The organism is bacterium, assembly GCA_026129405.1.
In the GTDB taxonomy this organism is placed as follows: domain Bacteria; phylum Desulfobacterota; class Binatia; order DP-6; family DP-6; genus JAHCID01.
On sequence record JAHCID010000001.1, the window covers coordinates 100,318 to 118,087 of the forward strand.

Here is a 17,770-nt window from a genome sequence, read left to right on the forward strand (position 1 = left end):
GCGTTCAGGCTCCGGGTGGGGCCGGCGCCGGCGCGGTGGTGTCGGCGCCCGGCTCGGCCTCGTACTTGGACGGACAGCTGGTCATGATCTGACGCGCGGCGATCCGGCCGCCGCCCCAGTGGCCTTCGACGACCACCTCGCGACCCTCGGCGAACATGTCGGGCAGGATGCCGCCGAACGCCACCGGCACGCCGTCGCTGCCGTCCTGGCGCGCCAGCTCGAAGGCCAGCGCGTTGGTGCGGGCGTCCCACTGCACGGTGCCGTGGCGGACCCAGCCCTTCACGCGCAGATCCTCGCCCTCGTGGTTCGCGCGTCGCTCCACGAACTCGTCCATCTCGAAATAGTAGGTGGACGTCGATCGCACGCCGGCCCAGACCAGGTACGAGACCGCCGCAGCGATGAGCGCGGCGCCGACGAGGAAACGGCGATGATTCAGCATGGGCGCGCGGAAGGACCCTAAGAGAAGGTCGCCTTCCGCGCAAGGCGGCCCGAACCGATCAGTCCGCGTCGTCGACGGCCGGGACCGCGCCGCGGGGCGCCCCCATGGCGATGCCCCGCTTCGAGGCCCGGATGAAGCGCAGCAGCTCGTCGACGTCGGGCGACACCGCCTCGGCCTCGATCCGCGCCAGCGCATCGCGCAGGTTCGCCCGCGTGCGGAAGAGGATGCGGAAGGCGTTGCGGACGGCGCGGATGCGGGGCGCGTCGAAACCCGCGCGCCGCAGCCCGACGGCGTTGACGCCCCGCACCGTGTGGGTGCCGTCCATGATCGCGAAGGGCGGCACGTCGCGGCTGGTGCGCGAGAGGCCGCGCAGGATCGCGAGGCGGCCGATGCGGACGTACTGGTGCACGACGCAGTTGCCCGACACGAAGGCCTGGTCCTCGACCACCGCATGCCCGGCCACCAACGCACCGCTGCAGACGATGGTGCGGTTGCCGATGCGGCAGTTGTGGGCGATGTGGCCGCGGGTCATGAGGTAGTTGTCGTCGCCGACGATGGTCCAGGTGTCGGGCTGCGTGGCGCGGTGGATCTCGGCGTTCTCGCGCACGACGTTGCGGTCGCCCAGGCGCAGCCCGGTCGGCGCATTGGTGAACGCCAGGTCCTGCGGCTCGTGGCCCACGACCGCGCCGGGATGGATGACGTTGTCGGCGCCGAGCTCGGTACGCGGCCCGGTGAGGTAGGCGTGGGCCATGACGCGTGTGCGCGGGCCGATGCGCACCGGCCCGTCGATGACGACGTAGGGCCCGATGTCGGCCGTCGGGTCGATCTCCGCGCCCGGGTCGACGATGGCGGTGGGATGGACGGGCACGGTCAGGCGTCGCGGGAGGGATCGTCGTCGCGGTCGGGGGGCTCGGGCACGGGCTCGCCGGCGATGCGATAGCGCTCCGACGCCCAGGCCGAGAGATCGAGCAGCTTGCAGCGCTCCGAGCAGAACGGCCGCCAGGAATTCGCGTCCCAGGCGGTGTCGCGCCGGCAGGAGGGGCACGGGGCTCGCCGCACGGCCGGACTGTAGCCACTCGGGCCGGGAGCCGCCAGCCTCCGAGCTCGGCTTGACAGCACGGGGCCGACCCGTCGAGGGTGCGGGCCTCCCGTGTCACCCCGCCCCGATACGCCCACACAGCTCACCACCCTGGCGGACGTCCTCGCCGCCGCCGCCGGCCTCCTGCGCAAGGTCGTCGACGACACGTTCTTCAAGCGCCTGGTCGACGTCTTCACCCGCATGCCGAGCGGCGACCGCGAGACGATCGTCACCGTGCTCGAGCGCGAGGTCGAGCGGCGCCTGCTGATCGACCGCACGCACGGCGCCCTCACCGGCGACCGCATCCTCGGCCCGAACCCGAACGCCACGCTCTACCTGCGCGTCCTCGACGTGGCCGAGACGACCCGGCCGATGGGCAAGCGCGAGATCATGGAGGCGGCGGCGCGTGCGGCGCGCATCGTCCACGGCTGGGACGACCATCCGCTCTCCGAGCAGACGAGCACCGCCATCGCCGAAGCCGTCGCGGCCCTGCCGCCGGCCGAGCGGGCCAGCCTGCGCCGCTTCCATGTCGAGATGATCGCCTTCCTCGACGCCATCGACCCCGAGCCTTGACAGCGGCGGAGCGAAGGGACGATTTGGGCCGCCCATGGGCGACCCCCGGCCGCTCGATCTGGTTCCCGCCTTCGAGGCGCTCAGCACCCTGATGGACGCCGCCAGCGCGATCGCCGGGGAGCTGCGCGACGATCCGCTGCTGGCGCGCTGGATGGCGGTGTTCTCGCAGATCCCGCCCGAGGATCGGCGCACCGTGCTCGCGGTGCTGGAGCGCGAGGTGGCGATGCGCGTCGCCTCCGAGAGCGGCGCGGACGGCGCCATGGGGTTCCGCGTCACGCATCCGAACCCGAACGCCCGGATCTACTCCCGCGTCGCGACCCGGGAGCCGACGTACACCAGCGTCGGGGAGATCGGCGAGGCCATGCGGCGCATCGCCACGCTCGCACACGCGGTGCTCCGCCAGTCGCCCGGCGTCCATCCCCGATGGGAGGCCATCGCGCTCGAGCACGGCGAGCAGCTGCCGCCCGAGGAGCTCGAGGCGCTCGCCTGGTACGGACGCCTCATCCTCTCGATCGTCGAGCGGGTGCGCGCACGACGGCTCCAGTCGGGCGCCGCGTGATGGGCGCCGCGCCGTTCCTCGCCGCCTGCCGGCGCGAGCCCACCGCGCACACGCCCGTCTGGCTGATGCGGCAGGCCGGGCGCTACCAGCCGGAGTATCGCGCCATCCGCGCCCGGCTCGGGTTCCTCGAGCTGTGCAAGACGCCCGAGGTCGCCGCCGAGGTGACGGTGATGGCCGCCGAGCAGCTCGGCGTCGACGCGGCGATCCTGTTCGCCGACATCCTGCTCGTCCTGGAGCCGCTCGGCGTCGGCCTCGAGTTCGCCGCCGGCGACGGCCCGGTGATCCACCGTCCCGTGCGCGACGCGGCCGCGATCGACGCCCTGCCCGAGCTCGACGTCGCCGCCATGGCCTACGTCGCCGACACGGTGCGGGCCGCGCGCGCGGCGCTCAAGGTGCCGCTCATCGGCTTCGCGGCGGCGCCCTTCACGCTGGCGTCGTACCTCGTCGAGGGCGGCGGCTCGCGCGACTGGCTGCGGACGAAGGGCCTCATGCAGTCCGACCCCGGCGCCTGGCGCGCGCTCATGGAGAAGCTCGCGCGCGCCCTCGCCGCCTACCTGAACCTGCAGATCGACGCCGGCGCGCAGGCGGTGCAGCTGTTCGACAGCTGGGTCGGCTGCCTCGCCCCCGACGACTATCGCGCCCACGTCCTGCCGCACGTGCGCGCCATCGTCGGAGCGCTGCGGCCCGGCGTGCCGGTGATCCACTTCGGCACCGGCACCGCGGGCCTGCTCGAGTGCCAGCGCGCCGCGGGCGGCGACGTCATCGGGCTCGACTGGCGCGTCGACCTCGACGCCGCCTGGGCGCGGCTGGGCGACGACATCGGCGTCCAGGGCAACCTCGATCCGGTCGCCCTGCTGGCGCCGATCCCCGAGATCCGCCGCCGCGTCGCCGCGGTCCTCGGCCAGGCCGGCGGGCGCCGCGGCCACGTCTTCAACCTGGGCCACGGGGTGCTCCAGCAGACGCCGGTCGACCACGTGCGCGCCTGCGTCGACGCCGTCCACGAGCTATCCTCGCGGGCCTGATGCCCGCACCCGCGGTCCTGCTGATCGCCTTCGGCGGCCCGACCCGTCCCGACGAGATCCGTCCCTTCCTCGCCAACGTCACCCGCGGGCGGCCGATCCCGCCGGCACGGCTCGAGGCGGTGGTCCGGCACTACGAGGAGATCGGCGGTCGCTCGCCCCTGAACGCGCTCACGTTCCGCCAGGCCGACGCGCTGCGCGCGCGGCTGCCCGGCGTCCCCGTCTACGTCGGCATGCGCAACTGGGCCCCGTATCTCGCCGACGTCGTCGCCGAGATGGCGCGCGACGGCGTCGGCGACGCGCTCGGTCTGATCCTGTCGCCGCACGCGAGCGAGGCCAGCCGCGAGCGCTACGTCGAGGCCGTCGCCGCCGGCTGCACGGCGCTCGGCGGGCGCGCGCCGCGTTTCACCTGGGCGCCGAGCTGGCACGTCCATCCCGACTTCGTCGCCGCCTGGGTCGACATGGTCGGGGCGGCGCTCGCGGCCGTGCCCGCCGGCGCGCCGCTCGTCTTCACGGCCCACAGCATCCCGCTCGCGGCCGCGGCGGCGTCGCCCTACGTGCAGGAGATCCAGGCCAGCGCCGCGGCGGTGACGGCGGCCCTCGGCGGCCGGCCGTGGCGGCTCGCGTGGCAGAGCCGCAGCGGCAACCCGCGCGACCCGTGGCTCGAGCCCGACGTCGAGGACGTCATTCGCGAGCTGGGCGCCGACGGCGTGCGACACCTGGTCGTCGCGCCGATCGGCTTCGTGTGCGACCACGTCGAGGTGCTCTACGACCTCGACGTGGCCGCGCAGAAGACGGCGCGCGCCGCCGGCGTCACGCTGGTGCGCGCGTCGACGCCGAACGACCATCCGCACTTCGTGCGCATGCTCGCGGACGTCGTGCGGAGCAGCCGCGGGTGACGCGCCGGGTGGTCGTGGTGGGGGCCGGCGTCGCCGGGCTCGCCGCCGCCCACCGCCTGCTCGCGCGCCCGGCGCGCGACGTCGAGGTCGTGCTCTACGAAGCCGGCCCCCGTGCCGGCGGCCCCATCGGCACGGAGCACGTCGACGGCTTCGCGATCGAGCTCGGCCCCGACACGTTCATCACCGACAAGCCGTGGGCGCTGGCGCTGTGCGAGCGGCTCGGCTTCGCCGACGCGCTGATCGCCACCCGACCCGGCGAGCGCCGCACGTGGGTGGTGCGCGACGGCCGTCTCGCCCCGCTGCCCGAGGGCTTCCTCATGATGGCGCCGACGGCGCCGTGGCCGCTCGTCACCTCGCCGCTCTTCTCGTGGGCCGGGAAGCTGCGCATGGCGCTCGACCTCATCCTGCCCGCGCACCCGGTCCGCGACGAGAGCCTCGGCGCCTTCGTCCGCCGCCGGCTCGGGCGCGAGGCGCTCGAGCGGGTCGTCGATCCGCTTGTCTCCGGCATCTACACCGCCGACCCGGACCGGCTGTCGCTCGCCGCGACGATGCCGCGCTTCCAGGAGATGGAGCGCGTGCACGGCAGCGTCATCCACGGGCTTCGCCACGCCGCCGACGCGCGCGACGCCGCCGGTGCACGCTACGGGCTCTTCGCGAGCCATCGCGACGGCATGGGCGGCTTGGTCGACGCGCTGGTCGCACGCCTGCCGCCCGGCGCGCTGCACCTCCGCACGCCCGTGCGCGGGCTCGAGCCGGGCGTGGCCGGCTGGCGCGTGCACCTCGCCGACGCCGTCGTCGAGACCGACGCGGTGATCGTCGCCGTCCCGGCGTGGGCGGCGGCGCCGCTCCTCGCCCCGCTCGACGCGAGCCTCGCCGCCGACCTCGCCGCCATCGACTACGCCTCGTCGGCGACGGTCACGTTCGCGGTGCGCGCCGGGCCCGTGCGCGACGCGCTGCGCGGCTTCGGCTTCGTGGTGCCCTTCGCCGAGGGCCGGCGGCTCGTCGCCTGCACGTTCGCGAGCCGCAAGTGGGCCGGGCGGGCGCCCGACGGCTACGAGCTGCTGCGCGCGTTCGTCGGCGGGGCGCGCGATCCCGGCATCGTCGACGCCGACGACGCGACCCTCGTCGCCACGGCGCGGGGGGAGCTCGAGGCGCTGCTGCGCGTCCCCATCGAGCCCGTGCTCACCCGGGTGGCGCGCCACCGGCGCGCGATGCCGCAGTACGCCGTCGGCCATCTCGACCGCGTCGCCGCCCTCGAGGCCCGCCTCGCGACGCTGCCGGGGCTGGCGCTCGCGGGGGCGGCCTATCGCGGCGTCGGCATCCCCGACTGCGTACGCAGCGGCGAAGCCGCCGCCGACGCCCTCGGCTTCCGTTAGCGCCGGCCCGGGGGCATCCCGGTCGCCGTGGGATCGCTGGAACCTCCGCAGGGCCCGTGGTATCCGCCCGCGCGGTTTCGCGGCCGGTCTCGCAGGAGGACGTGATGCTCTCGTGGCTCCCGGAGAACATCTCCACGTACGGAGCCGACATCGACTCGGTCTACGCGCTCATCTACTGGTGCGTCGCGCCGTGGTTCCTCGTGACGGAGGGCCTGATCCTGCTCTCCCTGCTGTGGTTCCGACGCCGCCCCGGGCGCCGCGCGCTCTACTTCCGCGGCGACACCTGGGGACAGCTGGCGTGGATCCTGATCCCGACGGCGGTCGTGCTCGGGCTCGACTTCTGGATCGACCTGCGCAGCGCGCCGGTGTGGGCCAACGTGAAGCAGCACGTGCCGGCCGCGAACGCGTTCCGGGTGCAGGTGCTCGCGAAGCAGTTCAACTGGCAGTTCACCTATCCCGGCCCCGACGGCGTCTTCGGCACCGCCGACGACAAGCAGCTCGACAACGAGCTGCACGTCCCGCAGGACCGCGACGTCGTCTTCACGCTCGAGTCGGCGGACGTCGTGCACAGCTTCTTCGTCCCCGTGCTGCGGCTGAAGCAGGACGTGCTCCCGGGACGCACGATCCGCGGCTGGTTCAACGCCACGCGGCCGGGACGCTTCGAGCTGCCGTGCGCCGAGCTGTGCGGCTTCGGGCACTACACGATGCGCGGATTCCTCATCGTCCACACGCCCGAGGAATGGGACCTCTGGACGCAGGAGCAGTGGCCGCAGGCGGCCGCCGCCCCGGCGGGGGGCGGCTCGTGAGCCATGCGACGCATTCCCACGGCGCCGCCCCGGCGGGCACGCCCGCCGCGCCGCAGGGCTTCTGGACGACGTGGGTCTTCTCGCTCGACCACAAGACGATCGGCAAGCAGTACCTCGCGATCGGCGTGCTGATGGCGGTGATCGGCGGGCTCCTCGCCTACATGATCCGCTGGCAGCTGGCGTGGCCGGAGACCGCCGTGCCCGGCTTCGGCTGGGTGCCGCAGCCGACGATGTTCGACGGCATCGTCCCGCCCGAGGTCTACAACGCGCTGGTAACGATGCACGGCACCATCATGGTGTTCTTCGTCGCCATGCCGATCCTGCTCGGCGCCTTCGGCAACTTCCTCCTGCCGCTCATGGTGGGCGCGCCGGACATGGCGTTCCCGCGTCTCAACCGCCTCTCGGTGTGGACGCTGGCGCTGGCGTCGGTCGTCCTGCTGGCGTCGTTCTTCGTCCCGGGCGGCGCGGCGTCGGCGGGCTGGACGAGCTACGCGCCGCTGTCCGCCGACGCGGCCTACACGGGCGTGGGCCTCGGCATCGACCTGTGGCTGGTCGCGCTGGCGCTCGAGTTCGCATCGTTCCTCATGGGCGGCGTCAACTTCCTCACCACCGTGGTCAACATGCGCGCGCCCGGCATGACGCTCTGGCGCCTGCCGCTGCTGGTGTGGATGCAGCTCGTGGCGGCGGTGCTGTTCCTCCTGTCGGTGGGGCCGCTCGTCGCCGCCTGCCTCATGCTGTTCGCCGACCGCACGCTCGGCACGGCGTTCTTCCTGCCCGGGCGCGGCGGCGACGCGCTGCTCTGGCAGCACCTCTTCTGGTTCTTCGGCCACCCCGAGGTCTACGTCATCATGCTGCCGGGGTTCGGCATCTTCATGGAGATCCTGCCCGTCTTCGCGCGCAAGCCGTTCTTCGCCTATCGCGCCGTGGTCTGGTCGGTGATCGTCGCCGGCGCGCTCAGCTTCATCGTCTGGGCACACCACATGTTCGTCTCGGGCATCGACCCGCGGCTCGCCAACCCGTTCACCATCACCACCATCCTCATCTCCGTGCCGTTCGCCGTCATGGTGGGCGCGATGCTGGCGACGCTGTGGGGCGGCGCGATCCAGCTCGCGACGCCGATGCTGTTCGCGCTGGGCGGCCTCGCGACCTTCCTCGTCGGCGGCGTCACCGGCATCTTCCTCGGCTCGGCGGCGGTCGACGTCTACCTGCACGACACCTACTTCGTGGTCGCGCACTTCCACTACACGCTGTTCCCCGCGGTGATCTTCGGCGGGCTCGCCGGGCTCTACTACTGGTTCCCGAAGATGTTCGGCCGTCTGCTGAACGAGCCGCTCGGCAAGCTGCACTTCTGGATCACGTTCGTCAGCTTCAACGTCGTCTTCGTCCCGCTCTTCCTGGTCGGGACCGCGGGCCACATGCGGCGCATCTACGATCCGACCCAGTACGACTTCCTGCAGCCGTTCATGGGCCAGCACGCGCTCGTCACCAGGGCGGCGATCGTCCTCATGCTCGCGCAGGTCCTCCTGCTGGTGAACGTCGTCTGGACGCTCCTGCGCGGCCGGCAGGCGCCCGACAACCCGTGGCAGGCGAACACGCTCGAGTGGGCGACGACGTCGCCGCCGCCGCACGGCAACTTCGCCGCGCCGCCCGCGGTGCACCGCGATCCGTACGAGTACTCGCCGCCCGGCTACGCCGAGGACTGGCTGCCGCAGCACGCCCCCGCCGGAGGCGGCCGGTGAGCGCCCCCGCCGCCGCGGAGCGGCGCGACGTCGAGGGCGGCGCCTTCGCGCGCATGCCGCTCGGACGTGCGGGCATGTGGTGGTTCCTCGCCTCCGAGGTGATGGTCTTCGGCGCGCTCATGATCACCTACGTCGTGAACCGCATCGCGGCCGGCGGCTGGGGCGCGGAGCGCGCCCACGTGAACGCGCGCATCGCCGCGGTGAACACGCTGCTCCTCCTGACCAGCAGCCTCACGGTCGTGCTCGCGCTCCAGGCCGAGCGCGACGCGACGACCGCGCGCACGCGCCGCTTCCTGGTCGCGACCATCGGCCTCGGCCTCGGCTTCCTCGGGCTGAAGGCGGTCGAGTACTTGCTCGAGCTGCGCGCGGGCCATGCGCCGTGGAGCGGCGCGTTCTGGTCGTACTACTACCTCATGACCGGGCTGCACGGCCTGCACGTCCTGGGCGGCATCGTCGCGCTGGCGTGGCTGTGGATCGGCCTCGGCCGGCCGGGCGCCGCGGCGCTGCGACACCGGGTCGAGTACGTCGGCCTGTACTGGCACTTCGTCGACCTCGTGTGGATCTTCCTCTTCCCCCTCCTCTACCTGTCGTGACGAGCCCCCTCGCCGTCTGGGTCTGGCTGGTCGTCCTCGTGGGCGCCGGTCTCGCGCTCTTCCTGCTGCCGCTGTCGCACGAGCTGATCACCGCGATCCTCATGGGCATCGCGGCGGTGAAGGCGTTCCTCGTCGCGCGCCACTACATGCACCTGAAGGGTCAGCCGGCGATGCTCTACGCGGTCGCGCTCGTACCCGTCGTGCTGGCGATCGTCCTCGGGGTCGTCCTGCTGCCCGACGTGGCGTACCGTTGAGCCATGGCGACGCGCGCCACTCCCCGCCTGCGCCGCGGCCGCCCGGGCGAGCCGGCTCCGCCTCCCGCCGAGCGGCCGGGCATCCCGAGCATCGTCTTCGGGACGCTCGTCTTCATCGGCAGCGAGGTGATGTTCTTCGCCGCGCTCATCAGCGCCTTTCTCGTGCTGCGCGCCGGCGCGGGCGGCTGGCCGCCGCCGGGACAGCCCCGCCTGCCGATGGGGCTCACGCTGGCGAACACCCTCGTCCTGTTCGCGAGCGCGTGGACGATGTGGCGCGCGCAACGCGCCGTCCGCGCCGACGACCGCCACGGGCTCGCGCAGTGGCTCGGCGTCACCGTCACGCTCGGTGCGGTGTTCGTGCTCGTCCAGGGCACCGAGTGGATCCGCATGCTGGCGTTCGGGCTCGACGCCACGGCGAACCTGTACGGAGCGGTGTTCTACACCGTCATCGCGACGCACGGCGCGCACGTGCTCGGCGGCATCGCGCTGCTCCTCTTCGTCTGGTGGCGCGCCCGCGCGGGTCGCTACCGGGCGACGAGCCACGACGGCGTCGATGCCGCGGCGCTGTTCTGGTACTTCGTCGTGGGGATATGGCCGCTCCTCTTCACGCTGGTATACCTGTGACCATGCGTGCTGCGGCGACGGCGGGCGGGCTCGTGCTGGTGGCCGCGCCGGCCGCCATCGCCTGCCCCGGCTGCTATCAGACGCTGGGCGACGACGTGCTCGGCGCCTACCTCGCGACCGCCGTCGGGCTCTCGCTGCTCCCCTTCGGCATCATCGGCGCGATCGCGGCGACCGTGTGGTGGTACGGCCGCAGCACCGGCCCGGCCGCGGCACGCCGGCGCCAGCGCCGCCGGCTGCGCCTCGTGCGCGGCGGCGTCGCCGGCTGATCAGCCGAGCGCGAGCGGCCGCGCCAGCGCCTCCACCACCTGCGGGTAGAGGCTCCTCTTCAGCACGCCCATGGCGGGACCTGCCTTCGACGCCCGCGCCGCGGCGATCGCGATGGCACGCGGCAGCAGCGCCGCCTCGTCGAGCGCCTCGTCGACGACGCCGCGCGCCGCCGCCTCGGCGCCGCCGATCCGCGCCCCGGTGACGACGAGGTCGTGCGCCACCCGTGCCGGCACGCGCGCCAGCAGCAGCGCGGCCATGCCGGGATGGAACGCGACCTCGAGGTCGACCTCGGGCATGCAGAAGTAGCCGCGGTCGGCGCGCATCAGCTGGACGTCGGCGGCGAGGGCGAGCAGCGCGCCGGCGCCGAACGCGTGCCCGTTCACCACCGCGACCGTGGGCGCCGGACAGGTGAAGAGGCGTCCGACGATGCCGAGCACGCGGCCGACGTAGGCGGTCGCGCCCTCCTGGCCGGCGCGCATCATCTCCTCGAGGTCGAGGCCGTTGGAGAAGAATTTGCCGGTCCCGGTGAGGACGACCGCAGCCGGGCCGGCGCCGCCCTCGATCGCGTCCAGCGCCCGCTCCAGCGCCTCCATCAGCGGGGGCGTGAAGCGGTTCTCGCCGCCGTCGAGCCGCAGGATGGAGACGTCGCCGTCGCGGGTGAGGTCCAGCATGCGGGCCGTCATTCCCGCCCGACCCGGCCGACTCAAGTCCATCCATCCGGGTGCCGATATACGCCCTGACCATCCCGCCCCATGCCAGCTCCCGGCGATCACACCGACGGCCGTCTCCACAGCCTGCTGACCCGCGCCGGCAGCGGCTCCGATTTTCCCGCGCACGCGCAGATCATCCGCCAGATCCACGCCGCCGTGCAGAAGGACAACTGCGCGGCGCTCGACGTCGTACGCATCATCCTGAAGGACCCGGGCCTCTCGTCGAAGGTGCTGCGCGTCGTCAACTCGGCGTACTACCGGCACCAGACGGAGCCGATCTCCACGGTGACGCGCGCGGTGATCATCCTCGGCTTCGAGACCATCCGCGACGTCACGACCGGGCTCCTCCTGCTCGAGGATCTCGTGAAGCGCGGCCAGACCAGCGAGTACATCCGCGAGGGCCTGCGCCGCTCGCTGTACTGCGGCCTGCTGGCGCAGGCGCTGTCCGCGAAGGTCGGCTATCCGATGCCCGAAGAGGCGTACCTGCTCGGCCTGTTCGCCGACTGGGGCATGCTGTGGGTGGCGACCCACTTCCCGGACGACTTCGAGAAGGCGCAGCGGCTCGCGCGCCGGCGCGGGCTGCGCATCGAGGACGCCGCCACCGAGGTGCTCGGCGTGCCGCCGACGGCGCTCGCCGCGGGCGTGCTCGAGAAGTGGCGCTTCCCCCCCGCGTTCGCGGAGTACTTCCGCGAGACGCCGTCGGAGCGCGAGCGCCTGGCGACGCGCTCCGACGAGGGCCGCCTGCTCGCGATCGTGAACCTGGCGTCCGACTTCACGGCGCCGCAGGGCGAGATGGGTGCGGAGGTCGGCGCCTCGGTGCTGAAGCGCTTCCAGAACCTCTTCGGCCTCGCCCCCGAGCCGTTCCTCGACGCCGCCCGCAGCGCGCGCGACGCCTTCCGCCATCAGGCGCCGCTCTTCGGCCTCGAGCCCGACGATCCGGCCGCGTCCCCGAGCGACGTGCCTGCCGACGCGCCGGCCGCCAACCTCCAGGCGGCGCTCTCGATCATCTCCGAGATCACGCGCGCCATCGTCGAGCACGACGACATCAACGAGACCCTCGCCATGGTGCTGGAAGGCGTCGCGCGCGCCGGCCGCTGGGACGTCGTCTTCTTCGCGCTGCTGAACGCCGGGCGCGACCGTCTCGTCGGCCGCCTCGGCTACGGCGAGGACGTGAAGCGCTGGCTCGCGGCTCTCGACGTGCCGCTGCGTCCCGACGCCGGCGTCCTCGCCGAGTGCGTGCTGGGCTCGAAGCCGTGCCTCGGCAGCGGCACGCCGACGCCGGCCCTGTCGGCGGTGACGTCGTTCCTGGCCCTGCCCCTCGTCGTGCGCGGGCGGGCCATCGGCGTCCTCGTCGCGGGCCGCACGCAGCCGCCGGCCGCATCGACGGCCGACATGCATCTCGTGCAGCTGTTCTGCAGCCAGGCGAGTCTGGCGCTCGACCGCGCCGCGAACTGAGCCGTCACGCGCGACGCAGCACGACGGTGAGGTTGTTCGCCGGCATGGCGACGGTCTCCTCGAGCCGCAGCCCGTGCGGCGCCGCGGCCGCGACCACGTCGTCGAGATCGCGCACGCCCCAGGCCGGGTTGCGCGCGCGCAGATCGGCGTCGAAGGCGGCGTTGCTGGGCGCGGTGTGCGCGCCGCCGACGCGGTAGGGTCCGTAGAGGACCAGCGGGGCGCCGGCCGGAAGCAGGCGTCCCGCCCCGGCGACGAGCCCCTCGCACGCGGCCCACGGCGCGATGTGGATCATGTTCACGCAGAGGAGCGCGTCCGCGGCGGCGACCGGCCAGGTGTCGGGCGCCCGCGCGTCGAGCGCGAGCGGCGGCCGCACGTTCGCGAGCCCGTCGCACCAGGCGGCGACGCTCGCACGGGCCTCGGGATCGGGATCGCTCGGCTGCCAGACGAGGCCCGGCAGCGCGGCCGCGAACCAGGCGGCGTGCTCCCCCGTCCCGCTCGCGATCTCGACGACGGTGCCGGCGGGCGGCAGCAGGCGACGCAGGACCGCGAGCAGCGGGTCGCGGTTGCGCGTCGTGGCGGGGGCGTGACGGCAGGCGGACGGATCCACCCGCCGACGTTCTACCGGGTGCCGGTCCGGCGCAACGGCGCCCCCTCGCCGCGCAGCGCCGCCTCCACCGCCCGCGCGAATTCGAGCCAGTCGAACGGAGCGCCGACGACGGCCGTGGCCCCGAGGTCGAGCGCCAGCGCGACCACGTCGTTCGCCAGCGGCCCCTCCGAGGCCTCGTGCTGCGACGGGCCGCTCCACGACGGCCCGCCGCAGAGGCCGACGACCGGCAGGTCGGCGTCGTGCTCGCGGATCTCGCGCACGGCGTCGAGCCCGTCCTTCTGGGGCATGAAGAGGTTGCACACGACGAGATCGAAGCGACCGCGGGCGAGGAGCGGGCGGGCGGCGGCGAGCGAGCGGACGCGCAGAACGTCCAGTCGGCGATGCTCCAGCTCGGAGGACACGCGTCGCGCGCTCTCGGGGTCGTCGTCGATGAGGAGAACGGTCGGCATGCCCACCTCAGCAGCTTCCGTGCCCGATCGCAGCCCTTGCCGCAGCGGTCCGGGGCCGGATGCCCCTCGGACGACTCTACAAACGGGGATCGATCGTTGACTCGGCGGGGATCGCGGAGCAATCCGCGCACATGCCTACCGTCTTCGGCGTCGGTCTCTCGCCCTTCGTCCGCAAGGTCCGCGTGGTCCTCGCGGAGAAGCAGATCCCCTACGACCTGGTCCCGGTGTTCGGCCCGCAGGCGCCGCCGGACTGGAAGACCATGAGCCCGCTCGGCAAGATCCCGGCCTTCAAGGACGGCGAGCGCACGCTCTGCGATTCCTCGATCATCTGCACCTACGTCGAGCGCACGCACCCGACGCCGGCGCTGTACCCGCAGGACCCCTACGACCACGCCCGCGCGCTGTGGATCGAGGAGTTCGCCGACACCGGCCTGGTCGAGAGCATCGGGCTGCCGATCTTCTTCAACCTGGTCGTGAACCCGCGCTTCATGGGCAAGGAGCCCGACCGTGCCCGCGCCGACCAGGCCTTCGCCGAGCAGCTGCCCCCGCGCCTCGAGTACCTCGAGGGCCAGCTCGGCGGCAGCGGCCACTTCGTCGGCGACGCCCTCACCATCGCCGACGTCGCCGTCGCCTCGCCGCTCACCAACCTGCGCCACGCCGGCTACGACGTCGACCCGAAGCGCTACCCGAAGCTCGCGAAGCACCTCGACGCGATGCAGGCGCGCCCCTCGTTCGCGGCCTGCATCGCCGAGGAGAAGGGCTTCCTCGGCGGCTGAGCCGCGCGCGGCACGGCCGCCGCGGCGCGGCTTCCCCGCCGCGGCGGCCGCGTGCTAGCGACCCGCCGCATGAGCCAGGTCCTCGCGGGCATCCGGGTCGTCGAAGTCGCGCAGTGGTGGTTCGTACCGTCGGCGGGCGCCGTCCTCGCCGACTGGGGCGCCGACGTCATCAAGGTCGAGCATCCCGTCATGGGGGACCCGCAGCGCGGGCTCGTCACCTCCGGGTTCTTTCCCGACACCGGCGGGGTGAACTTCATGATGGAGCAGTCGAACCGCGGGAAGCGCAGCGTCGGCATCGACATCGCCACCCCGGGCGGCCGCGACGCGCTCATGAAGCTGGTCGCCACCGCCGACGTCTTCCTCACCAACTTCCTGCCGCCGGCGCGCCGCCGCCTCGGCATCGACGTCGACGACGTCCGCGCGGTGAACCCGCGCATCGTCTACGTGCGCGGCCACGGCCAGGGCGCGCAGGGCCCCGACGCCGAGAAGGGCGGCTACGACGCGGCGTCGTTCTGGTCGCGCGGCGGCATCGGCCACGCGCTGACGCCGCCCGGCGCCGAGGCGCCGATCATGCAGCGCGCCGCCTTCGGCGACTCGGCCGGCGGCATGACCGTCGCCGGCGGCATCGCCGCCGCCCTCCTCCACCGCGAGCGCGGCGGGGCGCCGCCCGTGGTCGACGTCTCGCTGCTCGGCACGGCGATGTGGATCCTGGCGCCCGACATCGTCATGGCCAAGCTCACCGAGCAGGAGATGCCGAAGTTCCCGCGCACCGAGGCGCCGAACCCGATCGTCAACAGCTACGCGACGCAGGACGGCCGCTGGCTGTTCCTCTCCATGCTCCAGCCCGACAGATTCTGGGCCGACCTCTGCACCCACATCGGCCGCGACGACATGATCGCCGACGAGAGGTTCGCGAGCGGCATGGCCCGCTTCATGAACCGCCAGGAGTGCGTCGCCGAGCTGGCGAAGACGTTCGCCGCGAAGACGCTCGCCGAGTGGCGCGTACGCCTGGCCGACGTCGAAGGCGTGTGGGCGCCGATGCTGACGGCGAAGGAGATCGGCCAGGATGCGCAGGCGATCGCCAACGGCTACCTGCCCGAGGTCGACCGCGGCGACGGCACGCGCTTCACGCTGGTCGCCAATCCGGTGCAGTTCGACGAGCACCGGCCGACGCTCGCCCCGGCGCCGGACTGCGGGCAGCACACCGAGGAGGTGCTGCTGTCCCTGGGGCTGTCGTGGGAGGAGCTGGCGGCGCTGAAGGAGTCGGGCGCCATCTCGTGATCGTGCGGGACAAGGCATCCGCAGCGGGTCGACGCGTCCGCCGGGCCGGCGTAGGGTCGCGGGCCATGGGGATGACCCGTGTCGGCGTGAAGATCGCGCCGCTCGCGGCGCCGGATGAGACCGTCGAGCTGCCGATGCTCCTCGCACCGGTGCGATCTACACCGTCCTCCCCGAAGCCGTCTGGCAGGCGATGGGCCTCCAGCCCATGCGGCGGGAGGAGTTCGCGCTCGCCGACGGCACCGGGATCTCGCGGCAGCTGGGGCGAGTGCCGCTTCGAGATCGCCGGACGAACGGCGGTCTCCCCGGCCGTGCTCGGCGAGGGCGACGACGCCCCGCTGCTCGGCATGGTCAGGCTCGAGACGCTCGGCCTCATGATCGACCCGCTGAGCCGCCGCGTGCAGCCCATGCGCGTGCTGCCGCTGCGCGCGTGCGTCGCCTGAGCGAGCCTCAGCCCGGCAGGCGCAGCACCGCCATCTCGAACGCGACCCCCGAGACGAGCAGCGCGTCGAGCGCGCCGCCGAGCGCTTCCGCCTCGGGCGTCAGCCGCGCGAGCAGCTCGGGCATCACCGCGTCGGGGATGTCCCAGGTGTCCGAGTAGAGGCGGCGCGACAGCGCGTCGAGCGCCTCGCGGGCCGTCGTCGCCTCGCGCCAGCGCGCCAGCTCCGTCACCTCGGGCGCGACGCCGAGTGCCCGTGCCGCGGCGTCGAAGCTCACCGCGGCGATCTCGTGCGGCGCTCGCCGCTCCGGCGCGCGGCCGAGCAGCTCGGCGACGATCTCCTTGCCGCGCCGATGGATCGTGCGGCGCGGGCTGTCGTCGTACCGCGTGTGGCCGCGGATGATGATGCCGCCGGGGCGCACCGCGGCGCGGGCGGCCGCGAGCGCCGCCGCCGCGTCCGGGACGAGGTGCAGCACGTGCACGAACAGCGCGGCGTCGAAGGTGGCGTCGTGGAAGGGCAGCTGCGACGCCAGCGCGATCGCCGCCGGCACCGTCGGATCGTGCGCGTGCAGGCGCGCCAGCATGGCGCGGCCGATGTCGATGCCGGCGACGCGTACGCCCGCGCGCCGCAGCGGAATGGCGATGCGGCCCGTGCCGACGCCGACCTCGAGCACGCGCGGCGACTCCGCGACGGTGCGCACCGCCGCGGCGAGCCCGTCCGTCACCCGCACGGCCGCGTCGGCGGGCATCGCGCGGGTCGCGTCGTAGCAGTCGACGACGCGGTCGAACGACTTGAGCGCGCCGCTCATCCCGCCTCGTCCCAGCCGTCCGTTCCGAGGCGGTGCAGGCGTCCCCCCGGCAGGTCGACCCACAGCCCGTGCAGCGACAGCGTGCCGGCCGCGAGCGCCTCGGCGACGAACGGGAAGGTTCGCAGGCGCTCGATGGAGAGCGCGACGTTGGCGCGCTCGCACGCGGTGCAGCGTTCGGCGAGCGTGCCGTCGGGCAGCCCGCGGAGCGCGTCCTCCGCGATGTGCACCCAGCGGTCGAGGTAGAGCGTGGTGTCGAGCGGCCGTCCCTCGACCAGCGCGCGGATGCCGCCGCAGCCCGAGTGCCCGACGACGACGACGTGCCGCACCTTCAGCTGCGTCACCGCGAACTCGATCGCCGAGGAGACGCCGTGCAGCTTGGCGTCGGGCGCGTGCGGCGGCACGATGTTGGCGACGTTGCGGATCGTGAAGAGGTCGCCCGGCGCGGTGTCGAAGAGCAGCGCCAGGTCGACGCGCGAGTCGGAGCAGCCGATGGCGAGCATCGCGGGTTGCTGGCCGTGCTCGACGAGGTCGCGGAAGCGCGGCTCGGCCCAGTGCTTGGTGCGGAAGCGGGCGAACCCGCGGAGAAGGTCTTCGAAGCGCTGCATCGGCCCGAGTCTACCCCGAGCCGCGGGGGCAAGTCCCACCGTTTCGTTCAACGCCCGCGCCGCGCCCGCGCCTGCTCGAACGCCGCCAGCGCGCGCGCCCGGCCCTCGGCCAGATCGACGACCGGCGACGGATAGTCGGGACAGAGGCCGCGGCGCTCGAGCGGCGGCAACGCCCACGGCGCGTGGACGCGCCCGCCCGCGACCCGCGACAGCTCCGGCACCCAGCGACGCACGTAGGCGCCGTCGGGATCGAAGCGCTCGCCCTGGCGGGTGGGCGAGAAGATGCGGTGGAACGGCTGCGCGTCGGCGCCGGTGCCGGCGACCCACTGCCAGTTGCCGTCGTTCTGGGCGAGCTGGCCGTCGAGCAGCTCGGCCATGAAGTGCGCCTCGCCCAGGCGCCAGTCGAGGAGCAGGTG

23 protein-coding genes are annotated in these 17,770 nt (G+C 73.5%); 15 read left to right on the forward strand and 8 right to left on the reverse strand.

Annotated elements, in window-relative coordinates; all coding sequences use genetic code 11:
• Positions 1 to 4: 4 nt before the first annotated feature.
• Genes KIT14_00475 through KIT14_00485 form a run of 3 tightly spaced genes read right to left on the reverse strand, consistent with a single transcriptional unit; the run spans position 5 to position 1,720 of the window.
• On the reverse strand, positions 5 to 439 hold the full coding sequence (locus KIT14_00475) for a cytochrome c maturation protein CcmE (protein ID MCW5889003.1): 435 nt from the start codon (positions 437 to 439) through the stop codon (positions 5 to 7).
• A 58-nt stretch (positions 440 to 497) separates the two neighbouring features.
• A complete protein-coding gene (lpxA, locus tag KIT14_00480; GenBank protein MCW5889004.1) occupies positions 498 to 1,313 on the reverse strand; it encodes an acyl-ACP--UDP-N-acetylglucosamine O-acyltransferase in 816 nt (271 codons plus the stop codon).
• Positions 1,310 to 1,720 carry a DNA gyrase inhibitor YacG gene (locus KIT14_00485; protein ID MCW5889005.1) on the reverse strand — a complete coding sequence of 137 codons (411 nt, stop codon included), beginning with the start codon at positions 1,718 to 1,720 and terminating at the stop codon, positions 1,310 to 1,312. Before KIT14_00485 ends, lpxA begins: the two co-directional genes overlap by 4 nt.
• Between KIT14_00485 and KIT14_00490 the strand changes: the two genes are divergently transcribed.
• From KIT14_00490 to KIT14_00540, 11 genes are all read left to right on the forward strand, one after another.
• Positions 1,719 to 2,090 (forward strand): hypothetical protein, encoded by a 372-nt coding sequence (locus KIT14_00490; GenBank protein ID MCW5889006.1) that lies wholly within the window; start codon positions 1,719 to 1,721, stop codon positions 2,088 to 2,090. The genes KIT14_00485 and KIT14_00490 overlap by 2 nt on opposite strands.
• A 34-nt stretch (positions 2,091 to 2,124) precedes the next feature.
• Positions 2,125 to 2,649, forward strand: a complete 525-nt coding sequence (locus KIT14_00495) for a hypothetical protein (protein MCW5889007.1) — start codon at positions 2,125 to 2,127, stop codon at positions 2,647 to 2,649.
• Positions 2,649 to 3,671 carry a uroporphyrinogen decarboxylase gene (hemE, locus tag KIT14_00500; protein MCW5889008.1) on the forward strand — a complete coding sequence of 341 codons (1,023 nt, stop codon included), beginning with the start codon at positions 2,649 to 2,651 and terminating at the stop codon, positions 3,669 to 3,671. The genes KIT14_00495 and hemE overlap by 1 nt, the downstream gene beginning before the upstream one ends.
• Positions 3,671 to 4,567 carry a ferrochelatase gene (gene hemH / locus KIT14_00505; protein ID MCW5889009.1) on the forward strand — a complete coding sequence of 299 codons (897 nt, stop codon included), beginning with the start codon at positions 3,671 to 3,673 and terminating at the stop codon, positions 4,565 to 4,567. Before hemE ends, hemH begins: the two co-directional genes overlap by 1 nt.
• A 14-nt stretch (positions 4,568 to 4,581) precedes the next feature.
• Positions 4,582 to 5,943: a protoporphyrinogen oxidase gene (gene hemG, locus KIT14_00510; GenBank protein ID MCW5889010.1), complete on the forward strand. Its 1,362-nt coding sequence runs from the start codon at positions 4,582 to 4,584 to the stop codon at positions 5,941 to 5,943.
• A gap of 104 nt (positions 5,944 to 6,047) precedes the next feature.
• The gene (locus KIT14_00515) at positions 6,048 to 6,749 is read left to right on the forward strand and encodes a hypothetical protein (protein MCW5889011.1); all 702 of its coding nucleotides are present in this window, start codon (positions 6,048 to 6,050) and stop codon (positions 6,747 to 6,749) included.
• The gene (locus KIT14_00520; GenBank protein MCW5889012.1) at positions 6,683 to 8,488 is read left to right on the forward strand and encodes a cbb3-type cytochrome c oxidase subunit I; all 1,806 of its coding nucleotides are present in this window, start codon (positions 6,683 to 6,685) and stop codon (positions 8,486 to 8,488) included. The genes KIT14_00515 and KIT14_00520 overlap by 67 nt, the downstream gene beginning before the upstream one ends.
• A gap of 53 nt (positions 8,489 to 8,541) precedes the next feature.
• Positions 8,542 to 9,081, forward strand: coding sequence for a cytochrome c oxidase subunit 3 (locus KIT14_00525; protein MCW5889013.1), 540 nt, complete (start codon positions 8,542 to 8,544; stop codon positions 9,079 to 9,081).
• Entirely contained in the window at positions 9,078 to 9,335 is a 258-nt protein-coding gene (locus tag KIT14_00530) for a cytochrome C oxidase subunit IV family protein (GenBank protein MCW5889014.1), read from the forward strand. Before KIT14_00525 ends, KIT14_00530 begins: the two co-directional genes overlap by 4 nt.
• A 3-nt stretch (positions 9,336 to 9,338) precedes the next feature.
• Positions 9,339 to 9,959, forward strand: a complete 621-nt coding sequence (locus KIT14_00535) for a heme-copper oxidase subunit III (protein MCW5889015.1) — start codon at positions 9,339 to 9,341, stop codon at positions 9,957 to 9,959.
• 2 nt (positions 9,960 to 9,961) lie between these two features.
• The gene (locus KIT14_00540; GenBank protein MCW5889016.1) at positions 9,962 to 10,225 is read left to right on the forward strand and encodes a hypothetical protein; all 264 of its coding nucleotides are present in this window, start codon (positions 9,962 to 9,964) and stop codon (positions 10,223 to 10,225) included.
• Here KIT14_00540 and KIT14_00545 read toward each other — a convergent pair whose 3' ends face one another.
• Positions 10,226 to 10,897, reverse strand: coding sequence for an enoyl-CoA hydratase/isomerase family protein (locus tag KIT14_00545; protein ID MCW5889017.1), 672 nt, complete (start codon positions 10,895 to 10,897; stop codon positions 10,226 to 10,228). It lies immediately after the preceding gene.
• An 81-nt stretch (positions 10,898 to 10,978) separates the two neighbouring features.
• Here KIT14_00545 and KIT14_00550 point away from each other — a divergent pair, with 81 nt between their 5' ends.
• Entirely contained in the window at positions 10,979 to 12,391 is a 1,413-nt protein-coding gene (locus KIT14_00550) for an HDOD domain-containing protein (protein MCW5889018.1), read from the forward strand.
• Between the two features lie 4 nt (positions 12,392 to 12,395).
• On the opposite strand, the gene KIT14_00555 is transcribed toward KIT14_00550, so the two are convergent.
• The gene (locus KIT14_00555; protein MCW5889019.1) at positions 12,396 to 12,998 is read right to left on the reverse strand and encodes a DUF938 domain-containing protein; all 603 of its coding nucleotides are present in this window, start codon (positions 12,996 to 12,998) and stop codon (positions 12,396 to 12,398) included.
• Between the two features lie 11 nt (positions 12,999 to 13,009).
• Positions 13,010 to 13,447, reverse strand: a complete 438-nt coding sequence (locus KIT14_00560) for a response regulator (protein ID MCW5889020.1) — start codon at positions 13,445 to 13,447, stop codon at positions 13,010 to 13,012.
• Between the two features lie 131 nt (positions 13,448 to 13,578).
• Between KIT14_00560 and KIT14_00565 the strand changes: the two genes are divergently transcribed.
• From KIT14_00565 to KIT14_00575, 3 genes are all read left to right on the forward strand, one after another.
• Positions 13,579 to 14,223 (forward strand): glutathione S-transferase family protein, encoded by a 645-nt coding sequence (locus KIT14_00565; GenBank protein MCW5889021.1) that lies wholly within the window; start codon positions 13,579 to 13,581, stop codon positions 14,221 to 14,223.
• 69 nt (positions 14,224 to 14,292) lie between these two features.
• A complete protein-coding gene (locus tag KIT14_00570; GenBank protein ID MCW5889022.1) occupies positions 14,293 to 15,504 on the forward strand; it encodes a CoA transferase in 1,212 nt (403 codons plus the stop codon).
• Positions 15,505 to 15,569: 65 nt separating this feature from the next.
• Positions 15,570 to 15,944 carry a hypothetical protein gene (locus KIT14_00575; GenBank protein MCW5889023.1) on the forward strand — a complete coding sequence of 125 codons (375 nt, stop codon included), beginning with the start codon at positions 15,570 to 15,572 and terminating at the stop codon, positions 15,942 to 15,944.
• A 7-nt stretch (positions 15,945 to 15,951) separates the two neighbouring features.
• Here KIT14_00575 and KIT14_00580 read toward each other — a convergent pair whose 3' ends face one another.
• Both KIT14_00580 and KIT14_00585 read right to left on the reverse strand, forming a co-directional pair.
• On the reverse strand, positions 15,952 to 16,749 hold the full coding sequence (locus tag KIT14_00580) for a class I SAM-dependent methyltransferase (GenBank protein ID MCW5889024.1): 798 nt from the start codon (positions 16,747 to 16,749) through the stop codon (positions 15,952 to 15,954).
• The gene (locus KIT14_00585) at positions 16,746 to 17,354 is read right to left on the reverse strand and encodes a carbonic anhydrase (GenBank protein MCW5889025.1); all 609 of its coding nucleotides are present in this window, start codon (positions 17,352 to 17,354) and stop codon (positions 16,746 to 16,748) included. The genes KIT14_00580 and KIT14_00585 overlap by 4 nt, the downstream gene beginning before the upstream one ends.
• Positions 17,355 to 17,770: the final 416 nt, after the last annotated feature.